The following is a 21,777-nucleotide window of genomic DNA, read 5'->3' as shown; positions in this document are numbered from 1 at the left end:
GGAAAGCGCCCCGGCCAGCGCGTCCCACCGCTCGGCCACGACCGGGAACAGCTCCTTGACGAAGGCCGCGCGGTCAGCGAGGTCGGCTTGAACACCCGCAGCATGTTCAGGAACCGCATCGGCCGCCCCAGGTCGTGGACCAGCGCGCCCACGCTGGCTGTCGCTCCCACCGCTGCGGTCAGCCGACCAGCACGGGCCAGGTCGCGGCGACCGGTGAGGTCGGCCAGCAGCGCCATGGTCGACGACGCTCCGGCCGCCCCGCCGAGGTAGAGGTAGAGCGGCACGTCCGGGACCTTCCACACCGGCGGTTTGAGCACCGGGCGGCCGTAGTAGGACTCGAACTCCTCGGCGGAGGTCACCGCTTCCTCCCCGCGAAGCATCCGGCGATCATCGCCGCCGCGGTCAGCGCCGCGGCCGCCGCGTGCCGCCACATCGACGGCAGGTCCCGCGTGGTCACCACCGGGTCGGGCGGCAGCCCGTAGACCTCCGGCTCGTCCAGCAGCAGGAAGAAGGCCCCGGCCCCGCCCACCCCGTCATCGGGGTCCTGCCCGTAGAGCCGGGCGCTGGTGACCCCCTGCTCGTGCAGCTCGGACACCCGCTGCTCGGCGCGTTCGCGCAGTTCGTCGAGCGGGCCGTACTGGATCGACTCCGTCGGGCACGCCGTCGCGCAGGCCGGCATCAGCCCGGCACCCAGCCGGTCCTGGCACATCGTGCACTTGGCCGCACCGCCGGTGTCCGGCCGGACGTCGATCACCCCGTACGGGCAGGCAGGCACGCAGTACCCGCACCCGTTGCAGACGTCGTCCTGGACCAGCACCGTGCCGTACTCGGTGCGGATCAGCGCCCCGGTCGGGCAGACGTCCAGGCACGCCGCGTGGGTGCAGTGCTTGCAGACGTCCGAGGACATCAACCAGCGCACCTGGTCGCCACCCATCCCCGGCATCCCCAAGTCCACAGTGGACGTCTGCTCCACGAAGGCCACGTGCCGCCACGTCGTGGCGCCCAGCTCGCCGGTGTTGTCGTAGGACATCCCGGTGAGGTCGAGACCGTCCTCGGGCAGCAGGTTCCACTCCTTGCAGGCCACCTCGCACGCCTTGCAGCCGATGCACACGCTGGTGTCGGTGAAGAACCCGACGCGCTCGGGGTGGTCTGCCGGGTATCCGGCCTCCCCCGCCGGGTCCGCGAGCGGTCCGCTCAACCGGTTCCGGTCCACGCGGCTCACTCCCCTCCGAATCTCGGGTCGTCGGCGTGCTCCACGCCGGTGTGCTCGGTGATCCCCGCCCGCCTGCGGTAGTCCTCGACGTAGCGGGCCAGCGCCGGACCCCGCGGGCGTCGCCCCGGCCGGACGTCGCAGGCGCCCGCCTTGGTCTCCATGATGTGCACGTTGGGGTCCAGCGCCACGTTGATCAGCTCGTTCGCGGCATCGCCCGCGGTCAGCCCGTTCGGCCCCCAGTGCCACGGGATGCCGACCTGGTGCACGGTGCGGTCGCCGAGCTGCAGCGGCCGCATCCGGGCGGTGACCAGCACCCGGCCCTCGATGGCGTTGCGCGCGGTGACCACGGTGGCCCACCCCAGGTGCCGCAGCCCGCGCTCGGCCGCCAGCTCCGGGGAGACCTCCAGGAACATCGCCGGCGCGAGCTCGGACAGGTGCGCCAGCCACCGGCTCATGCCGCCCGCGGTGTGGTGCTCGGTGAGCCGGAACGTGGTGAAGACGTACGGGAAGACGTCGCTGCCCGGTTCGTCCCCGCTGGGCTGGTAGCGGTTCTCCGGCCGGGAGAACACCTGGCGCGCGGGGTTCCGCTGCTGGTCGGGGTGGACGCGGTTGGCGACCGGCGATTCCTGCGGTTCGTAGTGGGCGGGCAGCGGGCCGTCGACCAGCCCGGCCGGGACGTAGAGCCAGCCGCGGCCGTCGGTCTGCATGATGAACGGATCGGTGCCCGCGATGCCCTCCGGTCCGGTGGCATCCGGTGCGGGCACGAAGTCCGGGCGCTTGGTCCGGTCGAAGTCGGGGATGTCGTGCCCGGTCCACTCCCCGTTCTGCGCGTCCCACCAGACGTAGGCCTTGCGGTCGCTCCACGGTCGACCGTCCGGGTCCGCCGAGGCGCGGTTGTAGAGGATCCGCCGGTTCGCCGGCCAGGCCCAGCCCCACTCCGGCGCGACCCACGACTGCTCCGCGCCTGGTCGGCGGCGGGCGGTCTGGTTGACGCCGTCGGCGAAGATCCCGCAGTAGATCCAGCACCCGCAGCGGGTGGAGCCGTCCGCGCGCAGCTGGGTGTAGGACGACAGCGGTGCTCCGTCGGCGCCGAAGCCGTTGATCTCCTGCAGCACCGCCGCCGCGCTGGGCTCGCCGAACTCGCCCTCGGTCGGGTAGTCCCAGGTCAGCTCCCGCAGCGGGCGGTCGCGCTCGCCGTGCTGCGCCTTCTGCTTCAGCCGCCGTCCCAGGTGGTAGAAGAACCACAGGTCGCTGCGCTGGTCCCCGGTCGGTTCGACGGCCTTGTGGTGCCACTGCACCAGCCGCTGGGTGTTGGTGAAGGTGCCGTCCTTCTCGGTGTGCGCGGCGGCGGGCAGGAAGAAGACCTCGGTGCCGATGTCCTCGGTGCGCAGCTCACCGGTCTCGATCTCCGGGCCGTCCTTCCAGAAGGTCGCCGTCTCGATCATGTTGAGGTCGCGCACCACCAGCCAGTCCAGGTTGGCCAGGCCGAGCCGCTGCTGACGGGCGTTGGCGGTGCCCACCGCCGGGTTCTCGCCGACCACGAAGTAGCCCCGGCACCGGCCTTCGATCTGGTCGATCACGGTCTGGAAGGTGCCGTGATCACCGGTGAGCCTCGGCAGGCGGTCGAAGCAGAAGTCGTTGTCGGCCGTGGCGTGCTCGCCCCACCACGCCTTGAGCAGGCTGACCAGGTAGGCGCGCATGTTCGCCCAGTAGCCGCAGGCCCTTTCGTCGTCCGCGACGAAGGAGTCGACGTCGAAGTCGGTGTGCGCGTGCGGCATCGGGATGTAGCCGGGCAGCAGGTTGAACAGCGTCGGGATGTCGGTGGAGCCCTGGATGCTGGCGTGCCCGCGCAGCGCCAGGATTCCCCCGCCGGGGCGGCCGATGTTGCCCAGCAGCAGCTGCAGGATCGACGCGGCGCGGATGTACTGCACGCCGACGGTGTGGTGCGTCCAGCCGACCGAGTAGGCCACCGCCGTGGTGCGGTCCCGGCCGGAGTTGGCCACCAGCTGCTCGGCCACCCACTGGAAGTCCGCGCGCGGGATGCCGCAGACCTCTTCCACCAGTTCCGGCGTGTAGCGGGCGTAGTGCCGCTTGAGCAGCTGGAACACGCAGCGCGGGTGTTGCAGCGTCGGGTCGGTCTCCGCTCGCCCGTGGTAGACGGGGCCGCCGGAACCGGCGCGTTCGGGCCGGCCGGCCTCCCGCTCCCGGCCGTGCGCCGTCGTCGGGACCTCCGGGCCGTGGCTGCCGACCGACGGCACCGCGTCAGCGCCCTCGTACTGCCAGGTGGTCGTGTCGTAGCTGCCGACGTCGGCGTCGAAGCCGGAGAAGACGCCGTCCAGGTCCTCGGTGTCGCGGAAGTCCTCGCCGACGATCATCGCGGCGTTGGTGTAGGCGACGACGTAGTCGTGGAAGTGGGCGTCGTTGGTCAGCACGTGGTTGATCAGCGCGCCGAGGAACGCGATGTCGCTGCCCGCGCGCAGCGGGACGTGCCGGTGCGCCAGCGCCGAGGTCCGGGTGAACCGCGGGTCGACGTGGATGATCGTGGCGCCGCGCCGCTTGGCCTCCACCACCCACTGGAAACCGACCGGGTGGGCCTCGGCCATGTTGGACCCCTGGATGAGGATGCAGTCGGCGTTGACGAGGTCCTGCTGGAAGGTGGTGGCGCCGCCGCGCCCGAAGGAGGTGCCCAGACCGGGCACCGTGGAGGAGTGTCAAATGCGGGCCTGGTTCTCCACCTGGATCGCGCCGAGGGCGGTGTAGAGCTTCTTCATGAGGTAGTTCTCCTCGTTGTCGAGGGTCGCTCCTCCGAGGCTCGCGATGCCCATCGTGCGGCGCAGCGGACGCCCGTCGGCGTCGGCGTCCTGCCAGGTGGCGGCCCGGGTGGCCAGCACCCGGTCGGCGATCATGTCCAGCGCGGTGTCCAGGTCGAGGTCTTCCCACTCGGTGCCGTGCGGACGTCGGTAGCGGATCTTGGTCTGCCGCAGCGGTGAGGTCACCAGTTCCCGGCTGGCCGAGCCCTTCGGGCACAACCGGCCACGGCTGATCGGCGAATCGGGGTCGCCCTCGATCTGGGTGACCGCGCCGTCCTGGACGAAGACGCGCTGCCCGCAACCGACCGCGCAGTACGGGCACACCGAGCGGACCACCGCATCGGCGTCCTGGGTGCGAGCCCGCCGGGCGTCGGTGCGCCTCGAACGGGCCGCCGGGCCCCTGCCCAGCGGATCCGCACCGGTCAGCTGCCGGAGCACCGGCCAGCCGAGCCACTCGGCCATCGGCTCCCCTCCCTGCACGCGTGGTACCAGGAGAAACCCGACGGCCGAGGGCTGCAAGCCGGATCAGTAGAGGCGGTTGGCGTACTCGTCGCCGTAGTAGCGCTCCAGCTCGGCCAGTGACTCGTCCGGACGTTCCATGAGCTTGGCGATCTGCGGCCGGGAGGGCACCGCGTCCGGCTGCCAGGTCTCGGGCTTCCACAGCCCGGAGCGCAGGAACGCCTTGGCGCAGTGGTGGAAGATCTCCTCGATCTCGACCACCACCGCCAGCACCGGGCGGTGCCCCTTGACGACCATGTCGTCGAAGAACGGCGCGTCGCGCACCAGCCGGGCTCGGCCGTTGATGCGCAAGGTGTCACCGCGTCCGGGGAGGAAGTAGACGAGCCCGACGTGCGGGTTCGCCAGGATGTTGCGGAAGCCGTCGGCGCGCCGGTTGCCCGGGCGCTCCGGGATCGCGATCGTGGTGTCGTCGAGCACCAGGGTGAACCCGGCCGGGTCGCCCTTCGGCGAGACGTCGCAGGATCCGTCCGCGCCGGCGGTCGCGATCAGGCAGAACGGTGATGCGGCCAGCCACTGCCGGTCGATCCCGTGCAGCGCGGGGCGCGCCTTGTCCCGCACCCTCTGCAGCGGTTCGCCGATGACGTCCCGCAGCTCCGCCTCCGAGGTGACCTCCACCAGTCCGGCGAGTTCCACGAATCCTCCCGAGATCGACAGCACCTCGACACTACGCCCGACGGGGTGCGTCGTCGCGTGATTTTCGGTCACTCCGCCGCCGCGCGGGAGTCAGTCCCCGGCTTCCTGCTCTAGCTCGGCGAGGGTCTTGCGCAACCACGCCGCATCCGCGCGGCTGGTGGCCGCGGCGATGGTGAGCATGCCCCTGCGGAACCGGTCGGTCATGTCACCGGCGCGGAGGGGCCGCCCGTCCTCGTAGAAGTAGCTGGCCGGCTGCTCCATGAAGGCCAGCCTGCGGCGCAGCACGGCCCCGGCCGCCCCTTCCTCGCGCTGCACGGCGCCTACGGGCGCAGCCGGACGTTCCTCCGGCTCGCCGACACCCTCGGCCCGCGCTGGCGGATCATCGCGGTCGACCAGCGCTGCCACGGCAGGTCCGACCGCAGCGACGACGTCAGCCGCGAGGCGTTCGTCGCCGATGCGGCCGCGGTCGTCGAACAGCTGGGGCTGGCGCCAGCCGTGGTGCTCGGGCACTCGCTCGGCGGGATCAACGCCTACCAGCTCGCGGCACGGCGACCCGAGCTCGTCGCCGCAGCGGTCGTGGTCGACGTCGGCGCCGAACTCGCGGTGCCCGACGACCACTCGCTGGACGACTTGCCCGACCGGTTCCCCAACCTGCAAAGCATGCGCACCGCGCTCGAGCCCCTCGTGGAAGCGCCGGAGTACTTCCTGGAAAGCGCTGTCGAGGACGACCGCGGCTGGTTCTTCCGGTGGCGCGCGGCCGACATCAGCGAGATCAAGCGCCAGGTGCGCGGCACGTGGTGGCCGGACTGGACCGACAGCTCACAACCCGTGCTGCTGCTGCGCGGCGCGGACAGCCCGGTGATCGGCCCGGAACTGGCCGAGCGGATGACCTGCAGCCGCGCCAACACCGAGCTGGTGTCGATCGCCGGCGCCGGGCACGACGCCCACCTCACCCACTACCCGGAATTCGCCGCGGCGGTCGGCGACTTCCTCGACCGGGTCGGCTCAGAGGTCTAGGACCACGCGGCCGGCGGACCGGGACACGCAGATCGCCATGTGGTCGTCCGCCTCCCGCGCCCGGTGGTCGACGGCCCCGCCGAGGACCCGGACGTGGCAGGTGCCGCAGAAGCCCTGGCGGCACGAGTAGGACACCTGCGGCAGGACCTCGCTGATCGCCTCCAGCGCCGAGCGGTCCGCGGGGACCTGCACCTCGCGTCCAGTGCGGGCGAGTTCGACGGTGAACGGTTCGCCGTCGACGATCGGCGGCGCCGAGAAGCGTTCCCAGTGCAGCGAATCCGCCGCGCTGCCGGGCAGGTCCACCCGGATGCCGGTGATCATCGGGATCGGGCCGCAGCAGTACACCGCGGCACCGGCCGGGGCGTGCTCGAGCAGTTCCGCGCCGGAGGCCGGGATGCCGAACTCGGTGTCCGGCCGGATCCACACCCGCTCCTGGTCCAGCTCGGCCAGCTCGCCCAGGAACGGCAACGACTCCCGCGACCGTCCGGTGTAGACGAACCGCCAGTCCGCACCGCGGGCCGCAGCCGTGCGCACCATCGGCAGGATCGGCGTGACGCCGATGCCGCCCGCGATGAACAGGTACTTCTCCGCGGTGACGAACGGGAAGGCGTTGCGGGGTCCGCGGGCGACGATCCGGCTGCCCGGCCGCAGTTCGTCGTGGACCTCGCGGGAGCCGCCCTCCCCGTCGGCGATCCGCCGCACCGCGATCCGGTAGTACCGCCGGTCGCCCGGATCACCGCACAACGAGTACTGGCGCTTGCGCCCCGACGGCAGCACGACGTCCAGGTGCGCGCCGGGCTGCCAGGCCGGGAGCAGCCCCTCCCCGGTCAACCGAAGGCTGACCACGTCGTCGGCTTCGACCCGGACCTCGGAGACCTCCAGCGGGATGTCGCGGTCCACTGCCTCGACCGGCTTGCGGCGGCTGTTGCGCTGCAACCACTCCATGCTGGTGGCGAGCTTGTCCAGCGCCCACAGGAACCGGTCCGGGCCGTGGCCGTCGAGCGCCGGTGGGATCGCGCGAGCTCCGGCCATCAGTGCTCCGCCGCCTGCGCAGCCGGGGACTTGGCCAGGTAGGCGATCGCCTGACTGGTCGAGCCGTGCTGCGACGGGTGGTAGGAGCGGCGGAAGTAGGCCGGGAGCGAGCGCAGCATCTGCCAGTAGCTCGGCGTCAGCCCGAGCCGTCCGGTCCGCAGCATGTCCCGCCAGCGCGGCTTGCGGCGGCCGCGCAGCACCGGGTCGGCCGCCATCAGGTAGCGCACGCCGCGCACCCACAGCAGGGCGAGCACGACGATCGCCACCACCATCGCGTGGCTGCGCCGCAGGTAGCTGCCGTCGACGTGCATGTAGAGGTCGAAGGCCACCGAGCGGTGCTCGACCTCCTCCGCGCCGTGCCAGCGCAGCAGGTCCAGCATCGTCGGGTCGGCGCCGGCCTCGTCGAGCGCCTTCGCGTCCAGCACCCACTGGCCGAGGAACGCCGTGTAGTGCTCGATGGCCGCGATCATCGCCAACCTCTGCACCAGCCAGGACTCGGCTCGCCTGCCGCCGTAGGGCCGGTCGCCGAGGACCTTGCGGAAGATCCAGCTGACCTGCTCGACGTAGGGCCTGGTGTCCAGGCCGTGCGCGTCGAAGTGGTCCAGCACGCCTTGGTGCGATTCGGCGTGCATCGCTTCCTGCCCGACGAAGCCGCGCACGTCCTCCAGCAGCTGGTCGTCCCTGATCAGCGGGAGCGCCTGCTTGAAGACCTCGACGAACCAGCGCTCGCCCTCCGGCAGCACCAGGTGCAGGAAGTTGATCACGTGGGTGGCGAAGGGCTCCCCCGGGATCCAGTGCATCGGCAGCTTCGCCCAGTCGAACTCCACGTCGCGGGCGTGCAGCGCGACGCGGTCCGGCTCACCCGGATCGATGTGGGACATGGTCCGACCTCCTTCAGCGCGGTGTCAGCTCGGCCCTGGCCACTGCGCGCAGCAAGCCCGGGGAAAGGCGGGAGAGCACGAGACCGGCCTTGGCCTCGGCGGTGACCGGTGCGATCGCGGCGTTGCGGCGGGTGGCGCGCAGGATCTCGGCCGCCGCGCGCTGCGGGGTGAAGTTCCGCCGCTGGTAGAGCTGCTTGGCGGCCTGCCTGCGGTTCGCCTGCTCGGCGTCGTCGACGCCGACGAAGCGGGTGCTGGTCGTGATGCCGGTGTTGACCAGCCCGGGGCACACCGCGGTGACCCCGATGCCCTCGCCGGCGAGCTCCGCCCGCAAGGACTGGCTCAGGGCCAGCACTGCGGCCTTCGTGGTGCCGTAGGCCGGGAGCACCTTGGACGGCAGGTAGGCGGCGGCCGAGGCGATGTTGACGATCCGGCCGCCTTCGCCTCGCTCGACCATCTGCGGCGCGAACTGGCGACAGCCGTGGATGACACCCCACAGGTTGATGTCGATGGCCCGCTCCCAATCGGCTTCCGGGGTGTCGAGGAACGAACCGGCGAGACCGATCCCGGCGTTGTTGACCACCACGTCCGGGGTGCCCAGCTCGGCGTGCACCTGCTTGGCGAAGCGCTCCATCGCATCGCCGTCGGCGACGTCCACGCGGTGCGGCGTGGCGTTGGCGCCGGTGCGGGTGATCAGCGCGGCGGTGTTCCGGGCGGCGGTCTCGTCGATGTCCGCGACCACCACGTGCGCGCCGGCCGCTGCGAACGCCGATGCGGTCGCCCGCCCGATCCCGCTGCCCGCTCCGGTGATGACCACCAGCTGGTCCTGGAAGTCGCGGCGGCCCGGGCGAACGCGTCCACGCCGCAGACCGCGCGATTCGGCACCGCCCTCGACGTGCTCGACGAGTTCCGCCGCGCACCGAGCGACCAGCTCCGGGCGGCTTCGCGGCAGCCAGTGCCCGCCCGGGACCCGGCGCACGCGGAGGTTGGGCACCCACGGCGCGATCTCGGTCTGCATCGGCGTGGAGACGAACGGATCACCGGTGGGCGCGAGCACCTGGACCGGGATGTCGGTGCGCCGCTCCCCCGGACCGCCCAACCGCTCGCGCATGTTCGCCCGGTACAGCCCCAACCCGTGCACGCCATCGGACACCGCAGGCTTCGTCGGACTCTCGGCGGTGCGCGGGTCCAGTCGCTCGACCGCGCCGATCAGCCGGCGCATCGCGCCGGTGCGCCAGGCCAGCTCCGGCAGCACCGGGAGCTGGAAGAAGCCGATGTAGCCGGAAAAGATCAGCTGGTTGACGAGTTTGCGCAGCTCCCGCGGCGTCGGGTGCCGCAACTTCGAGCGCATCCACTGGCCCGCGTGGTCCAGGCAGGGCCCGGAGATCGAGGTGAACGAGGCGAACCGGTGGGCCAGCCTCGGCTCGGTGGCCGCATGCCACGCCTGGATCGAGCCCCAGTCGTGCGCCAGCAGGTGCACCGGCTGGTCCGGGCTGACCAGGTCCGCGACCCGGCCGAGATCGTCGGCGAGCTGGTCGAGCAGGTAGGCCTCGCTGCGGCGGGGCTTGTCGGACTCCCCCGCGCCGCGCACGTCGTAGGTGACCACCCGGAAGCGCCCGGCGAGCGCCTCGGCCATGCCGTCCCAGATCGACTGGTCATCGGGATAACCGTGCACCGCCAGCACGGTCGGTGCTGCCGGATCGCCGTGCTCGCGCACGGACAACCGCAGTCCATCGCTGGTGTCGAGCCATCTGCTGGAGTCCGCTTCCCGGGTGCGAGCCATACCCCGGAGCGTACCGACGTTGTCAATCTTCATTGTTACAGTTGGTGTTGTTTCGGAGATTCGCCTGGCCGCGAGTTCGGCGACGGGCTCCTATAGTTCGGCGCATGGCCGACCCGCGGCAGCACGTGCCCGGCACCGACCGGGTGCTGGCCCACCCGGAGGTGACTGCCGCAGCACAGCGCCTCGGCCGCGGACTGGTCAAGAAGGCGGTGCACGCCGCGCAGCAGCGAGCTCGCACCGGTGAGATCGACGCGTCGCACGTCGTCGCGGAAACCCTTGCCGGACTTCCCGATTCGGCGGCGAGCAGCCGTCCGGTGCTCAACGCGACCGGCGTTCTCCTGCACACCAACCTGGGCCGGGCTCCGCTGTCACGAGCGGCCATCGACGCCATGGAACGAGCTGCCGGAACCACCGACGTCGAACTCGACCTCGACACGGGGCGACGTGGACCGCGCGGTGCCGCCGCACTGGCCGCGCTGTGCGCCGCCGTGCCCCTCGCCGAGGCCGCACATGTGGTCAACAACGGTGCCGCAGCGCTGTCGCTGGCCGCGACAGCGCTCGCGCAGGGGCGCGAAATCGTGCTAGCACGCGGCGAGATGGTCGAGATCGGCGACGGGTTCCGAATCCCCGAGCTGCTCACCGCCACCGGTGCGCGGCTGCACGAGGTCGGCACCACCAACCGGGTCCGGCTCGACGACTACCGGTCGGCCGTGGGACCGGACACCGGATTCATCCTCAAGGTCCACCCGTCCAACTTCGTGATCACCGGCTTCACCTCGGCCGTTCCGGTCGACGCGCTGCGCGGTCTCGGCGCACCGGTGGTGGTCGACATCGGATCCGGCCTGCTGAACCCGCACCCGGTGCTACCGCAAGAACCCGACGCCACCAGCACCCTTGCCGACGGCGCCGACCTGGTCCTGGCCAGCGGCGACAAACTGCTCGGCGGGCCCCAAGCGGGACTGCTGCTGGGCCGGGCGGAGATCGTGCAGCAGCTACGTCGCCACCCGCTGGCGCGGGCCATGCGCGTCGACAAGCTCACCCTCGCCGCGCTGGAGGCGACGCTGCGCGGCCCCCTGACACCGACCGAGCAGTCCCTGCGGCGCGACCAGCCGAGCCTGTTGCGCCGAGCCGAGCGCTTGGCCACGGGGTTCAGCGCGGCGGGGATCCCTGCCTCCGCCCAGTGCAGCGAAGCGACGGTGGGCGGAGGTGGCGCGCCTGGTGTCACGTTGCCGAGCGCGGCGGTCGCGCTGCCGGAACGTTTCGCTGAGTTGCTGCGGCGCGGAACTCCCCCGGTGCTCGCCTGCATCGCGCACGACCGGTGCCTGCTGGACCTCGCCGCAGTCCCGCCCGAGCACGACGACGAGTTGCGCCGGGCGGTCCTGGCCGCGGCCTGACCTCTGCGCGGGCGCGTTGCGGGGACTGCCCGGGCGTGGCGTATTGGGTCGTGCAGGTCGTTGCAGCCGAGAGTTCGGAGAGCTGCGATGCACGTCATCGCCACCGCCGGGCACGTCGACCACGGCAAGTCCACCCTCATCCGCGGGCTCACCGGCATGGAACCGGACCGGTGGGCGGAGGAACGCCGCCGCGGCTTGACCATCGATCTGGGCTTCGCCTGGACCCGGCTCGCTGACGGCTGCACCGCCGCGTTCGTCGACGTTCCCGGGCACGAGCGGTTCGTGCCGAACATGCTGGCCGGGATCGGGCCGGTACCCGCAGTGCTGTTCGTCGTCGCAGCCGACGAGGGCTGGATGCCGCAGTCCGACGAGCACCTGGACGCGCTCGACGCGCTCGGAGTCCGGCACGGCGTGCTCGCGGTGACCCGCTGCGACCTGGCCGATCCGCGCGCTGCGACCGAGGAAGCCGCGGCCGCGCTTTCCGGAACCGTGCTCGCTGACATCCCCGCCGTGCAGGTCAGCGGTGTGACGGGCACTGGACTCGGCGACTTGCGACGCGAGCTCGACCTGCTGGTGCACCGGATGCCCGCTGCGGACCAGGACGCCGACGTGCGGTTGTGGATCGACCGGGTGTTCACCGTCCGCGGTGCGGGCACCGTGGTGACCGGGACCCTCACCGCGGGCACGCTCCGGGTCGGCGACCGCCTCCTCTTGCACCCCGCTGGAGTCACCTGTGCTGTACGCGGGCTCCACTCCCTCGGCTCCGCCGAACCCCAGGTCAACGCCGTGTCCCGGGTTGCGGTGAACCTCCGGGGCGTCGACTGCGGTCAAGTTCAGCGCGGCGACGCACTGCTCTCGCCGGATCGCTGGCTGACCACCGAGGTCTTCGACGTCCGCATCCACCCGGCACCGGCGACTTGGCCCGCGGAGCTGATGCTGCACGTCGGCTCGGCGGCCGTGCCGGTGCGAGTCCGACCTCTCGGCCCCGAGCACGCGCGGCTCACCACGCGCGTCCCGCTCCCGCTGCGCATCGGCGACCGTGCCCTGCTGCGCGATCCCGGCAACCACCGCATCCACGGAGGGCTGGACGTGCTCGACGTGCGACCACCGCAGCTGACCAGGCGCGGAGCAGCCCGGGCCCGGGCCGCCGAACTGGCTTCCATGGGAGCGGTGCCCGATGGTCGCGCCGAACTGCACCGGCGACGCGTGATCAGGGCGGACGAACTGCGCGCGATGGGTGCGACTCCCCCGGCCGCCGGTCCGTGGCTCATCTCCGAGTCCTACCGGACCGAACTCGCAGCCCGGCTGACCGACGTGCTCGCCCAGCACGGCGAGGATGACCCGCTGGCCGACGGAATGCCCGTGGAAGCTGCGCGTCATGCCCTGGACCTGCCCGATCCCGGACTGGTGGCGGAGGTCGCCGAAACCGCTGGGATCGCGCTGCACGCCGGCCGCCTGCACCTCGAACAGCCCCGGCTGCCCGACCGCATCCGCAGCGCGGTGGCGGCCGTCCGCGATGCGCTGATCGACCACCCGTTCCACGCGCCGACCGCCGACGAGCTCGCCGCTCTGGGACTCGGCGACCGGGAACTGGCGGCGGCCGCGCGCTTCGGCGAGCTCCTGCGAGTGGCTCCCGGCCTGGTGCTGCTGCCCGATGCCGAGCAGACCGCTCTGGATCGGCTCGCCGCGCTGCCCTCGCCGTTCACGCTCAGCCAGGCGAGACGAGCTCTGGACACTTCGCGGCGCGTTGCGGTTCCCTTGCTGGAGCTGCTCGCCCGCCGGGGGCGTACGCGGCGACTGGCCGACGGCACGCACCGCGTTGTTTCCCGGTGACCGGCCCGGGAAACACCGAGGGCGGCCCAGGGCGAGTTCTGCGATCTTGCCAGCGCCACCGCATCGTGGACGGCGGGGCGCCGGGCGATGGGAGGCTGCCATGCCGCGCAAGATCTGGACCGGGTCGATCAACTTCGGCCTGGTGACCATCCCGGTCGGCCTCTACGCCGCGACCGAGGACCACACCGTGCAGTTCCACCAGTACGAGCGCGGCACCACCGACCGCATCCGCTACAAGCGCGTCAACGAGCGCACCGGCGAGGAAGTCGGCTACAACGACATCGTCAAGGGACGCGAGTACGACGGCGGGGTCATCACCGTCGAGCAGTCCGAGCTGGACGAGATCGCCCCCGGCCGCTCCCGCACCATCGACATCACCACGTTCGTCGACCTCACCGAGATCGATCCGGTGCACTTCCAGAAGACCTACTGGCTGGCCCCCAACAGCAAGGAGCACTTCCGCCCGTACAACCTGCTGCGGCGGGCCATGCAGGACACCGGGCAGGCGGGCATCGCGACGTTCGTGCTGCGCGGCAAGCAGTACCTGACCGCGGTGCGCGCCGACACCGACGTGCTGGCGCTGAACACGCTGTACTTCGCCGACGAGATCCGCGACCCCGCCGACCTCGTCGGCGACCAGCCCGAGCAGTCCGGCCCGTCGTCGAAGGAACTGCAGATGGCCTCGACCATCATCGAGTCGATGAGCGGCCCCTGGGAGCCCGAGGAGTACGAGGACACCTACACGTCGAAGGTCGAGGAACTGCTCGCGGAGAAGGCCCGCGGCGGCGAGGTGGCAGCCGCCGAGGCCCCACCGCAGCCGACCGACGTCATCGACCTCACCGAGGCGCTGCGCCGCAGCGTCGACGAAGCCCGCAAGGGCCGCAAACCCCGCCGCGCGGAAGACCTCTCCGAGCTGACCAAGGCCGAGCTCGAAGACCGCGCTAAGGACCTGGGCATCAAGGGCCGCTCCAAGATGAAGCGCGCCGAACTGGAGCAAGCCGTCGCCGACGCCTCCGCGGAGAAGCCCACCGGAACCCGCCGCACCCGCAAGGCCTCCTGACCATTGAGGTTGTCCATCCTCGGTTTGCTCGGCGGTGCCGGTAGCGGAACCTCAGCGCTCGCCGCACGGTGCCGGTCATACCTCGCAGTCGCAGACCAGACAGGATGAAAAAGGCTCAATGGAAATCAGACGCCTGATTTCAATGGACTTTGCCGTGGGTATCAGGCGTCGAAGTCGACCGTGACTTCGTCCGTGGTGGGCAGCGACTGGCAGGTGAGGACGAAGCCCTGGTCTACTTCGGACTCCTCCAGGGCGAAGTTGCGGCGCATGCGGACCTCGCCGCAGGTCACCTTCGCCCGGCAGGTGCCGCAGACGCCGCCCTTGCAGGCGAACGGCAGGTCGGGGCGGACCCGCTGGGCGGCGTCCAGGACCGGGACGTCGCGCGGCAGGGACATCGAGGTCGAGCGGCCGTCGAGCACCACCGTGACGTCGCTGGTGGGGCCCTCGATGGTCGGTTCCTCGTGGTGCGCCGGTTCTGGCGGCACGTCCTCGACGTAGAACAGCTCCTGGTGGATCCGCTCGGTGGTCACCCCGCTGTCGCGCAGCACGCCCTGCGCGTCGGTGACCATGCCGAACGGCCCGCACAGCCACCACTGGTCCACCGCATCGGCGTCGAGCACTGTGGACAGCAGGGCGCGGAGCTTGGCCTCGTCCAACCGACCGGTGAACAGCTCGGACTCGCGCGGCTCCCGGGAGAGCACGTGCACCAGTTCCAGCCGGGTCGGATAGCGGTCCTTCAGGTCGGCCAGCTCGTCGGAGAACATGACGGTGTCGCTGCGGCGGTTGCCGTACAGCAGGGTGACCGTCGCGTTGGTGTCGCGCAGCACCGTGGCCACGATGGACAGCATCGGGGTGATCCCCGACCCGGCGGCGATGCACACGTGCCGTTCGTGCGCGGTCAGGTCCGGGGTGAAGCTGCCGGTGGGCGGCAGCACCTCGACCTCGTCGCCGGGCTGGACCTCGCGCACCAGCCAGGTCGAGAACAGGCCGCCGGAGACGTGGCGGACCCCGATCCGCAGCTCGGCGCCGCGCGGCGCGCAGATCGAGTACGACCGGCGCTCCTCCCGGCCGTCGACGCTGCGGCGCAACGTCAAGGACTGCCCGGGACGGAAGGCGAACTCCTCCGAAAGCTCCGGGGGGACCTCGAAGCTCACCGCGACCGCGTCGTCGCACAGCTTCTCCACCCGGCTGACGCGCAGCGGGTGGAACGCGATGCGACGGCGGCCCGCGGACGGGGCGGGGGCGTCGACGGGGGCTGGAGTGACCACGTCAGATCTCCTTGATGTGCTCGAAAGGCTCGTGGCACGCGCGGCACCGGCGCAACGCTTTGCACGCGGTCGAGCTGAACTGCGAAACCTGCTCGGTGTCCGGTGAACCGCACTGCGGGCAGCGGACCTGCGAGCGCGGCGGGGTCAGCGTCAGCGGAACCGGGCCGGTGGGGCGGTTCGGAGCGGCGCCGGGCGGGGCGATGCCGTAGTCGGCGAGCTTGCGCCGACCGGCCTCGCTGATCCAGTCCGTCGTCCACGGTGGGTCCAGCACCGTCCGCACCTCGACCTCGGGGAAGCCGGCTTCGCGCAGGCGGCTGCTCAGGTCGCTGCGCATCTCGCGCATCGCCGGGCATCCCGAGTAGGTCGGGGTGATGGACACGATCACCGCGCCCTCGTCGGTCATCTCGACCTCGCGCAGGACACCGAGATCGGCCAGCGTCAGCACCGGCAGCTCCGGGTCGGTGACCGACTCGGCGACCGCCCTGGCGTGCTGGAGGTCCGGCTTCGTGCTGATCACCACGTCGCCTCCGGGTGTGCTCGGGCCAGGCTCTGCATCTCCGCCAGCAGGTAGCCCAGGTGCTCGGTGTGGATCCCGTCCCGGCCGGCGCGCCCACCCACTCCGGCCAGCGCCTGCCGGTCCGGCAGCTGCAGCGTCGCTGCCGCGCAGACCTGGTCGATCACGTCGTCGAACTCGGCGCGCACGTCCGCGGGGTCGACGCCGACTCCGGCCTCCGTCATCCGCAGCTCGGTCTCGTGCCGGACGAACAGTTCTCCGACCAGCGGCCACACCTCGTCGAGTCCCTGCTGCATCCGCTCCTTCGAGACCTCGGTGCCGTCACCGAGGCGCACCGTCCACTGCGCCGCGTACTCGCGGTGGTAGGCCAGCTCCTTGATCCCCTTGGCCGCGATCGCCGCCAGCACCGGGTCGCGGGACTCCGCGAGCCTGCTGAACAGCGCCAGCCGCCAGGTCGAGAACACCAGCAGTCGCGCGATGCTCTGGGCGAAATCGCCGTTGGGCGGTTCGACCAGCCGCACGTTGCGGAACTCCCGCTCGTCGCGGAAGTACGCCAGCTCGTCCTCCCCCCGCCCGGTGCCGTCGGCCTGTCCGGCCCGGGCCAGCAGCAACCGAGCCTGCCCGAGCAGGTCCAGCGCGATGTTGGCCAGCGCCAGCTCGTCCTCAAGCTCCGGAGCGCGGGTGACCCACTCGGTCAACCGGTGCGAGGCGATCAGGGCGTCGTCGCCGAGCATCAGCAGGTAGCGGCTGAACTCGACGCCGTCGACGTCGGCGGGCAGCGCGGTGTCCACACCGGACAGCGGATCGTCGAATCCGGTGCCGAATGCCCAGCGGGACTCGCCGTCCGGTTCGGCGGCGGTCAGCGCCTCGTAGGCGTTGTCGAACGACATTGAGCCGACCTCACATGTGGGGGACGTTGTCGGGGATCCGGTAGAACGTCGGATGCCGGTACACCTTGTCTCCGCTGGGGGCGAAGAACGGGTCCTTCTCGTCCGGGCTGGACGCGGTGATCGCGTCCGCTCGGACCACCCAGATGCTCACGCCCTCGTTGCGACGGGTGTACAGGTTCCGCGCGTTGTGCAGCGCCATCTGCTCGTCCGCGGCGTGCAGCGAACCCACGTGCACGTGGTTGAGCCCCCGCTTGCCCCGGACGAAGACCTCGAACAGCGGCCACGAGGGACGCGGCGCGCCCACCTCGGCGTCCGAACTCATCGCGCGACCTCCTCGCGTGCGGCTTGCTTGGCGGCGTGGGCGGCTGCCGCTTCGCGCACCCACTGCCCTTCCTCGTGCGCGGCGCGGCGCCGGGCCACCCGCTCCTCGTTGCACACCCCGCCACCGCTGATGACGCGCTTGAGCTCCGACCAGTCGGGCTCGCCGAAGTCGTAGTGCTGGCGTTCGGCGTTCCAGCGCAGCTCCGGGTCGGGAAGCGTGACGCCGAGCGCGTCAGCCTGCGGGACGGTCATGTCGACGAACTTCTGCCGGAGCTCGTCGTTGGTGTGCCGCTTGATCCGCCACGCCATGGACTGCTGCGTGTTGGGCGAATCCGCATCGGGCGGGCCGAACATCATCAGCGATGGCCACCACCACCGGTCGGTGGCGTCCTGCACCATCTGCTGCTGCTCGGCGGTACCGCGCATCATCGTCATCAGCAGCTCGTAGCCCTGCCGCTGGTGGAACGACTCCTCCTTGCAGATGCGCACCATAGCCCGCGCGTACGGGCCGAACGAGCTTCGGCACAGCGGCACCTGGTTGCAGATCGCCGCGCCGTCGACCAGCCAGCCGATCACACCGATGTCGGCGAAGGTCAGCGTCGGGTAGTTGAAGATCGACGAGTACTTCTGCCGGCGGTCGATGAGCTTCTCGGTCAGCTCCGAGCGGTCGACGCCCAGCGTCTCGGCCGCGGAGTACAGGTAGAGCCCGTGCCCGGCCTCGTCCTGCACCTTGGCCAGCAGGATCGCCTTGCGCCGCAGGCTCGGTGCCCTGGTCAGCCAGTTGCCCTCCGGCTGCATGCCGATGATCTCGGAGTGCGCGTGCTGCGCGATCTGGCGCACCAGGGTCTTGCGGTAGCCCTCCGGCATCCAGTCCCGCGGCTCGATGCGCTGGTCGTGGGAGATCCGGTCGTCGAAGTGCCGCTGCAGCTCGTCGTCGTCCAGCTGGTCGGCTCGCACCGTGGTCGTCATGGTCACTCCTGCGTGTCCGGCCGCTTGGCGACCAGGGTCAGCACGTCGTACTTGGCCACCGAATCGCCGTCCTGGTTGGTCACGTCCACGTCCCAGCGGACCTCGCCGTGCTCGGCCCCGACCCGCGGCGTGATCCGCTTGGCGGTCATGGTCACGGTGATCTCGTCGCCGGGGTAGGTGGGCGTGAGGAACCGGAGGTTCTCCAGCCCGTAGTTGGCCAGCACCGGACCCGGGTCCGGGTCCACGAACAGACCGGCGGCGAAGGAGACCACCAGGTAGCCGTGCGCGACCCGGCCGTCGAAGAACGGGTTGGCGCTGGCCGCTTCCTCGTCGGTGTGGGCGTAGAACGTGTCACCGGTGAACTCGGCGAAGTGCTCCACGTCCTCCAAGGTCACCCGGCGCGGACCGGCGACCACCGTGTCGCCGACGCGCAGGTCCTCCAGGTGCTTGCGGAACGGGTGCACGTCGGTGATGTTCCGCGGGCTGCCGGTCACCCACTGGCCGGTGATCGCGGTCAGCGTCGCCGGGTCGGCCTGCACCGCAGTGCGCTGCATGTGGTGCAGGACGCCGCGGATGCCGCCCATCTCCTCACCGCCACCGGCCCGGCCCGGTCCACCGTGGACCAGCGCAGGCAGCGGCGAACCGTGCCCGGTGCTCTCCTTGGCGTTGTCGCTGTTGAGCACCAGCATCCGGCCGTGCCGGGACGCCGCGCCCAGCACCACTTCCCGGGCGAAGGCCGGATCGGCGGTCACCACGGACCCGACCAAGCTGCCCTTGCCCCGCCGCGCGAGGTCGACCGCGTGCGCGGCGTTCTCGTAGGGCATCAGCGTGCTGACCGGACCGAAGGCCTCCACCTCGTGCGGTTGGGGCTGGTCCGGGTCGTCGCAGCGGACCAGCATCGGCGAGAGGAACGCGCCGCGCTCCGCGTCCGCGTCGACGACCTCGACGTGGTCGGGGTCGCCGTGCACGAGGGTCCCGGCTTCCAGCAACGCCTTCAGCGACCGCCGGACCTCCTCGCGCTGCTCGAGGCTGGCCAGCGCGCCCATCCGCACTCCCGACGAGTTCGGGTTGCCGACGACGACCTTCTCCAGCCGGGCCTTGGCCGCGGCCACCACGTCTTCCATCCGCCCCGCGGGCACCAGGGCGCGGCGGATCGCGGTGCACTTCTGCCCCGCCTTGACCGTCATCTCGGTGACCAGCTGCTTGACGAACAGGTCGAACTCGGGGCTGCCGGGCTCGGCGTCCGGGCCCAGGATCGAGCAGTTCAGCGAGTCCGCCTCGACGTTGAAGCGCACAGAGTTCGCCGCCACCACCGGATGCGCGCGCAGCCGCTGGCCGGTCGCCGCCGATCCGGTGAACGACACCAGGTCCTGGTCGGTGAGGTGCTCGAGCAGGTCGCCCACGCTGCCGCAGATCAGCTGCAGCGAGCCCTCCGGCAGCAGCCCGGAGCCGATCATGAGCTCCACCAGCCGGTGGGTGAGGTAGGCGGTCTGGCTGGCCGGCTTGATCAGGCTGGGCACGCCGGCCAGGAACGCGGGGGCGAACTTCTCCAGCGGGCCCCACACCGGGAAGTTGAAGGCGTTGATCTGCACCGCGACGCCGCGCAGCGGGGTGCAGACGTGCTGGCCGAGGAACGTGCCGCCCTTGCCCAGCGGCTCCACCGCGCCGTCGACGTAGACCGTGTCGTTCGGCATCTCCCGGCGGCCCTTGCTGGAGTAGCCGAACAGCACCCCGATGCCGCCGTCGACGTCGAACTTCGAGTCGCCGAGCGTCGCGCCGGTGCGCGCCGACAGCGCGTACAGCTCCTCCCGGTGTTCCAGCAGGTAGGAGGCCAGACTCTTCAGCAGCGCGGCCCGCTGGTGGAAGGTCAGCTCGGCCAGCGCTGGGCCGCCGCGTTCGCGGCCGTGCGCCAGCGCCGCGGCCATGTCGACCCCGGCCGAGGAGATTCGTGCGACCTCTTCGCCGGTGACCGCGTCGTGCAACGGCACGCCGTCCTCCACCGGCGCGTGCCAGTCACCGTTGACGTAGCTCCGCAGGGCAGCCATGCACCCCGACCTCCTCAAGCCTCGGACTCCGCTGGATCGGATTTCTTTACTGACCGTTCATTCGAAAAGTAGCACGCGTGTTCACCCCGCGACAGCACCCGGACCGGGTGAATCCGCCTTGACCGAGCCAGGAAGACCACTTCGGCCGAATGCTCTTGACAGCTCCGCGGCCACCGGGATTAATTACTGACTGTTCGTTCGGTTTCGAGGCGGTGCACAGTGCAGGAACCCAGCGCGACGGAGCGCAACCCGGCCCAGGTGATGTTCGACGGCGACCGCGCCTCCCAGGCGCTGGGCATCGAGCTGATCGACGTCGGCAGCGGCACCGCCCGCACCCGGATGACGATCGCCGAGACGATGGTCAACGGGCACGGGATCGCGCACGGCGGCTACCTCTTCCTGCTGGCCGACACGACCTTCGCCTGCGCCTGCAACAGCCACGGACCGACCACCGTCGCGGCCGGCGCGGACGTCACCTTCATCCGCCCCGCGCGGCTCGGCGACGAGCTCGTGGCCCGCGCGGTGGAGCGCACCAGGTTCGGGCGCAGCGGGATCTACGACGTCTCCGTGCACCGCGGCGAGGAGCTGATCGCCGAGTTCCGCGGGCACAGCCGAACGATCGGCGCAGCGCCGACCAGCCAGTCCGAGGGAGCCACGCGATGACCGCCACCACCGAAGCACACTCCGCACCGCGCAGGCTCGGGACCGCGCCGGACCCGGCCGACCTCGACCCCGCGGAGCGGTACACGGCCGACGAGCTGGCGGCGGTGCAGCTGGAGCGGCTGCAGTGGACGCTGCGGCACGCCTACGAGAACGTGCCGCTGTACCGGGAGAAGTTCGACCGCGCCGGGGTGCGGCCGGAGGACTGCCGCAGCCTGGCGGACCTGGCGAAGTTCCCGCACACCACGAAGCAGGACCTGCGGGACAACTACCCGTACGGCATGTTCGCGGTCCCGCTGGACCAGGTCCGCCGGCTGCACGCCTCCAGCGGCACCACCGGCAAGCCGACCGTGGTCGGCTACACCGACCGGGACCTGAACACCTGGGCGGACATGGTCGCGCGCTCGATCCGCGCGGCCGGCGGTCGGCCCGGCCACCGGGTGCACGTCGCCTACGGTTACGGGTTGTTCACCGGCGGTCTCGGCGCGCACTACGGCGCAGAGCGGCTGGGCTGCACGGTCATCCCCGCCTCGGGGGGCATGACCGCCCGGCAGGTGCAGATCATCCAGGACTTCCAGCCCGAGATCATCATGGTCACGCCGTCCTACCTGCTCACCCTGATCGACGAGTTCGAGCGGCGGGGCATCGATCCGCGCAGCACCTCGCTGCGGGTCGCGATCCTCGGCGCCGAACCGTGGACCGAGCAGATGCGCCAGGAGATCGAGGAGCGGCTGGACCTCGACGCGGTCGACATCTACGGGCTGTCCGAGGTGATGGGTCCCGGGGTGGCCAACGAGTGCGCGGAGACCAAGGACGGCCCGCACATCTGGGAGGACCACTTCTACCCCGAGGTGATCGACCCGTTCACCGAGGAGGTGCTGCCCGACGGCAGCGAGGGCGAGCTCGTGTTCACCTCGCTGACCAAGGAGGCGATGCCG

At 71.3% G+C, this 21,777-nt stretch carries 19 protein-coding genes; 6 read left to right on the top strand and 13 right to left on the bottom strand.

The genetic code is table 11. The annotated features are described in order from the left end of the window. From nrfD to ABTZ89_RS15755, 4 genes are all read right to left on the bottom strand, one after another. The coding region (nrfD, locus tag ABTZ89_RS15770) for an NrfD/PsrC family molybdoenzyme membrane anchor subunit (protein WP_502949551.1) at window positions 1-380 on the bottom strand (380 nt) is incomplete at its 3' end. Next, the gene (locus ABTZ89_RS15765) at window positions 356-1,213 is read right to left on the bottom strand and encodes a 4Fe-4S dicluster domain-containing protein (protein WP_351045010.1); all 858 of its coding nucleotides are present in this window, start codon (window positions 1,211-1,213) and stop codon (window positions 356-358) included. The genes nrfD and ABTZ89_RS15765, both read right to left, overlap by 25 nt. A gap of 5 nt (window positions 1,214-1,218) precedes the next feature. Then, window positions 1,219-4,485, bottom strand: a complete 3,267-nt coding sequence (gene fdh, locus ABTZ89_RS15760) for a formate dehydrogenase (protein WP_351045007.1) — start codon at window positions 4,483-4,485, stop codon at window positions 1,219-1,221. Window positions 4,486-4,548: 63 nt separating this feature from the next. Continuing rightward, window positions 4,549-5,175 (bottom strand): pyridoxamine 5'-phosphate oxidase family protein, encoded by a 627-nt coding sequence (locus ABTZ89_RS15755; RefSeq protein WP_351045004.1) that lies wholly within the window; start codon window positions 5,173-5,175, stop codon window positions 4,549-4,551. Between the two features lie 144 nt (window positions 5,176-5,319). Here ABTZ89_RS15755 and ABTZ89_RS15750 point away from each other — a divergent pair, with 144 nt between their 5' ends. After that, window positions 5,320-6,192: an alpha/beta fold hydrolase gene (locus tag ABTZ89_RS15750; protein ID WP_351045019.1), complete on the top strand. Its 873-nt coding sequence runs from the start codon at window positions 5,320-5,322 to the stop codon at window positions 6,190-6,192. On the opposite strand, the gene ABTZ89_RS15745 is transcribed toward ABTZ89_RS15750, so the two are convergent. From ABTZ89_RS15745 to ABTZ89_RS15735, 3 genes are read right to left on the bottom strand one after another with little or no spacing between them, the layout of a single operon-like run. Beyond that, on the bottom strand, window positions 6,181-7,224 hold the full coding sequence (locus ABTZ89_RS15745) for a PDR/VanB family oxidoreductase (RefSeq protein WP_351045001.1): 1,044 nt from the start codon (window positions 7,222-7,224) through the stop codon (window positions 6,181-6,183). The genes ABTZ89_RS15750 and ABTZ89_RS15745 overlap by 12 nt on opposite strands. Beyond that, complete coding sequence (locus ABTZ89_RS15740) at window positions 7,224-8,105, bottom strand: metal-dependent hydrolase (RefSeq protein ID WP_270948210.1); 882 nt, start codon at window positions 8,103-8,105, stop codon at window positions 7,224-7,226. Before ABTZ89_RS15740 ends, ABTZ89_RS15745 begins: the two co-directional genes overlap by 1 nt. Before the next feature lie 13 nt (window positions 8,106-8,118). Then, the gene (locus tag ABTZ89_RS15735) at window positions 8,119-9,885 is read right to left on the bottom strand and encodes an SDR family oxidoreductase (RefSeq protein WP_351044997.1); all 1,767 of its coding nucleotides are present in this window, start codon (window positions 9,883-9,885) and stop codon (window positions 8,119-8,121) included. Window positions 9,886-9,989: 104 nt separating this feature from the next. Between ABTZ89_RS15735 and selA the strand changes: the two genes are divergently transcribed. From selA to ku, 3 genes are all read left to right on the top strand, one after another. Further along, window positions 9,990-11,279 (top strand): L-seryl-tRNA(Sec) selenium transferase, encoded by a 1,290-nt coding sequence (gene selA / locus ABTZ89_RS15730; RefSeq protein ID WP_351044994.1) that lies wholly within the window; start codon window positions 9,990-9,992, stop codon window positions 11,277-11,279. A gap of 87 nt (window positions 11,280-11,366) precedes the next feature. After that, window positions 11,367-13,112: a selenocysteine-specific translation elongation factor gene (selB, locus tag ABTZ89_RS15725; RefSeq protein WP_351044991.1), complete on the top strand. Its 1,746-nt coding sequence runs from the start codon at window positions 11,367-11,369 to the stop codon at window positions 13,110-13,112. Window positions 13,113-13,212: 100 nt separating this feature from the next. Beyond that, the gene (gene ku, locus ABTZ89_RS15720) at window positions 13,213-14,172 is read left to right on the top strand and encodes a non-homologous end joining protein Ku (RefSeq protein ID WP_351044988.1); all 960 of its coding nucleotides are present in this window, start codon (window positions 13,213-13,215) and stop codon (window positions 14,170-14,172) included. A 161-nt stretch (window positions 14,173-14,333) separates the two neighbouring features. Here the strand turns inward: ku and paaE are convergent, their stop codons facing one another. The 6 genes from paaE to paaZ are packed head-to-tail and all read right to left on the bottom strand — an operon-like array spanning window position 14,334 to window position 20,179. Further along, window positions 14,334-15,440 (bottom strand): 1,2-phenylacetyl-CoA epoxidase subunit PaaE, encoded by a 1,107-nt coding sequence (gene paaE, locus ABTZ89_RS15715; protein ID WP_351044984.1) that lies wholly within the window; start codon window positions 15,438-15,440, stop codon window positions 14,334-14,336. A gap of 1 nt (window position 15,441) precedes the next feature. Beyond that, window positions 15,442-15,960, bottom strand: a complete 519-nt coding sequence (paaD, locus tag ABTZ89_RS15710; RefSeq protein WP_270953513.1) for a 1,2-phenylacetyl-CoA epoxidase subunit PaaD — start codon at window positions 15,958-15,960, stop codon at window positions 15,442-15,444. After that, window positions 15,954-16,844 (bottom strand): 1,2-phenylacetyl-CoA epoxidase subunit PaaC, encoded by an 891-nt coding sequence (gene paaC / locus ABTZ89_RS15705; protein ID WP_270953515.1) that lies wholly within the window; start codon window positions 16,842-16,844, stop codon window positions 15,954-15,956. Before paaC ends, paaD begins: the two co-directional genes overlap by 7 nt. Window positions 16,845-16,854: 10 nt before the next feature. Next, on the bottom strand, window positions 16,855-17,166 hold the full coding sequence (paaB, locus tag ABTZ89_RS15700) for a 1,2-phenylacetyl-CoA epoxidase subunit PaaB (protein ID WP_270953516.1): 312 nt from the start codon (window positions 17,164-17,166) through the stop codon (window positions 16,855-16,857). Then, a complete protein-coding gene (gene paaA / locus ABTZ89_RS15695; RefSeq protein ID WP_270953517.1) occupies window positions 17,163-18,134 on the bottom strand; it encodes a 1,2-phenylacetyl-CoA epoxidase subunit PaaA in 972 nt (323 codons plus the stop codon). The genes paaB and paaA overlap by 4 nt, the downstream gene beginning before the upstream one ends. A 2-nt stretch (window positions 18,135-18,136) precedes the next feature. After that, window positions 18,137-20,179, bottom strand: a complete 2,043-nt coding sequence (gene paaZ / locus ABTZ89_RS15690; protein ID WP_351044977.1) for a phenylacetic acid degradation bifunctional protein PaaZ — start codon at window positions 20,177-20,179, stop codon at window positions 18,137-18,139. A gap of 261 nt (window positions 20,180-20,440) precedes the next feature. On the opposite strand from paaZ, the gene paaI reads away from it, so the two are divergent. Both paaI and ABTZ89_RS15680 read left to right on the top strand, forming a co-directional pair. Beyond that, the gene (gene paaI, locus ABTZ89_RS15685; protein WP_351045016.1) at window positions 20,441-20,842 is read left to right on the top strand and encodes a hydroxyphenylacetyl-CoA thioesterase PaaI; all 402 of its coding nucleotides are present in this window, start codon (window positions 20,441-20,443) and stop codon (window positions 20,840-20,842) included. Beyond that, window positions 20,839-21,777: AMP-binding protein (locus tag ABTZ89_RS15680; protein WP_351044974.1), on the top strand; the 939-nt coding region annotated here is incomplete at its 3' end. The genes paaI and ABTZ89_RS15680, both read left to right, overlap by 4 nt.

The sequence above is a fragment of the Saccharopolyspora sp. NPDC002686 genome, from assembly GCF_040295745.1.
Classification (GTDB): Bacteria; Actinomycetota; Actinomycetes; order Mycobacteriales; family Pseudonocardiaceae; genus Saccharopolyspora; species Saccharopolyspora oryzae.
Note: the sequence above shows the minus strand (reverse complement) of the source record. Positions and strands in the feature narration are given on the sequence as shown.

Excerpts from the sequence above, each read along its gene's own strand:
- ku (WP_351044988.1), top strand. The coding sequence starts at position 13,213 with ATGCCGCGCAAGATCTGGACCGGGTCGATCAACTTCGGCCTGGTGACC.
- selA (WP_351044994.1), top strand. The coding sequence starts at position 9,990 with ATGGCCGACCCGCGGCAGCACGTGCCCGGCACCGACCGGGTGCTGGCC.
- paaA (WP_270953517.1), bottom strand. The coding sequence starts at position 18,134 with ATGACGACCACGGTGCGAGCCGACCAGCTGGACGACGACGAGCTGCAG.
- paaI (WP_351045016.1), top strand. The coding sequence starts at position 20,441 with ATGTTCGACGGCGACCGCGCCTCCCAGGCGCTGGGCATCGAGCTGATC.
- paaB (WP_270953516.1), bottom strand. The coding sequence starts at position 17,166 with ATGAGTTCGGACGCCGAGGTGGGCGCGCCGCGTCCCTCGTGGCCGCTG.
- ABTZ89_RS15740 (WP_270948210.1), bottom strand. The coding sequence starts at position 8,105 with ATGTCCCACATCGATCCGGGTGAGCCGGACCGCGTCGCGCTGCACGCC.
- paaC (WP_270953515.1), bottom strand. The coding sequence starts at position 16,844 with ATGTCGTTCGACAACGCCTACGAGGCGCTGACCGCCGCCGAACCGGAC.
- paaZ (WP_351044977.1), bottom strand. The coding sequence starts at position 20,179 with ATGGCTGCCCTGCGGAGCTACGTCAACGGTGACTGGCACGCGCCGGTG.
- ABTZ89_RS15735 (WP_351044997.1), bottom strand. The coding sequence starts at position 9,885 with ATGGCTCGCACCCGGGAAGCGGACTCCAGCAGATGGCTCGACACCAGC.
- selB (WP_351044991.1), top strand. The coding sequence starts at position 11,367 with ATGCACGTCATCGCCACCGCCGGGCACGTCGACCACGGCAAGTCCACC.
- ABTZ89_RS15745 (WP_351045001.1), bottom strand. The coding sequence starts at position 7,224 with ATGGCCGGAGCTCGCGCGATCCCACCGGCGCTCGACGGCCACGGCCCG.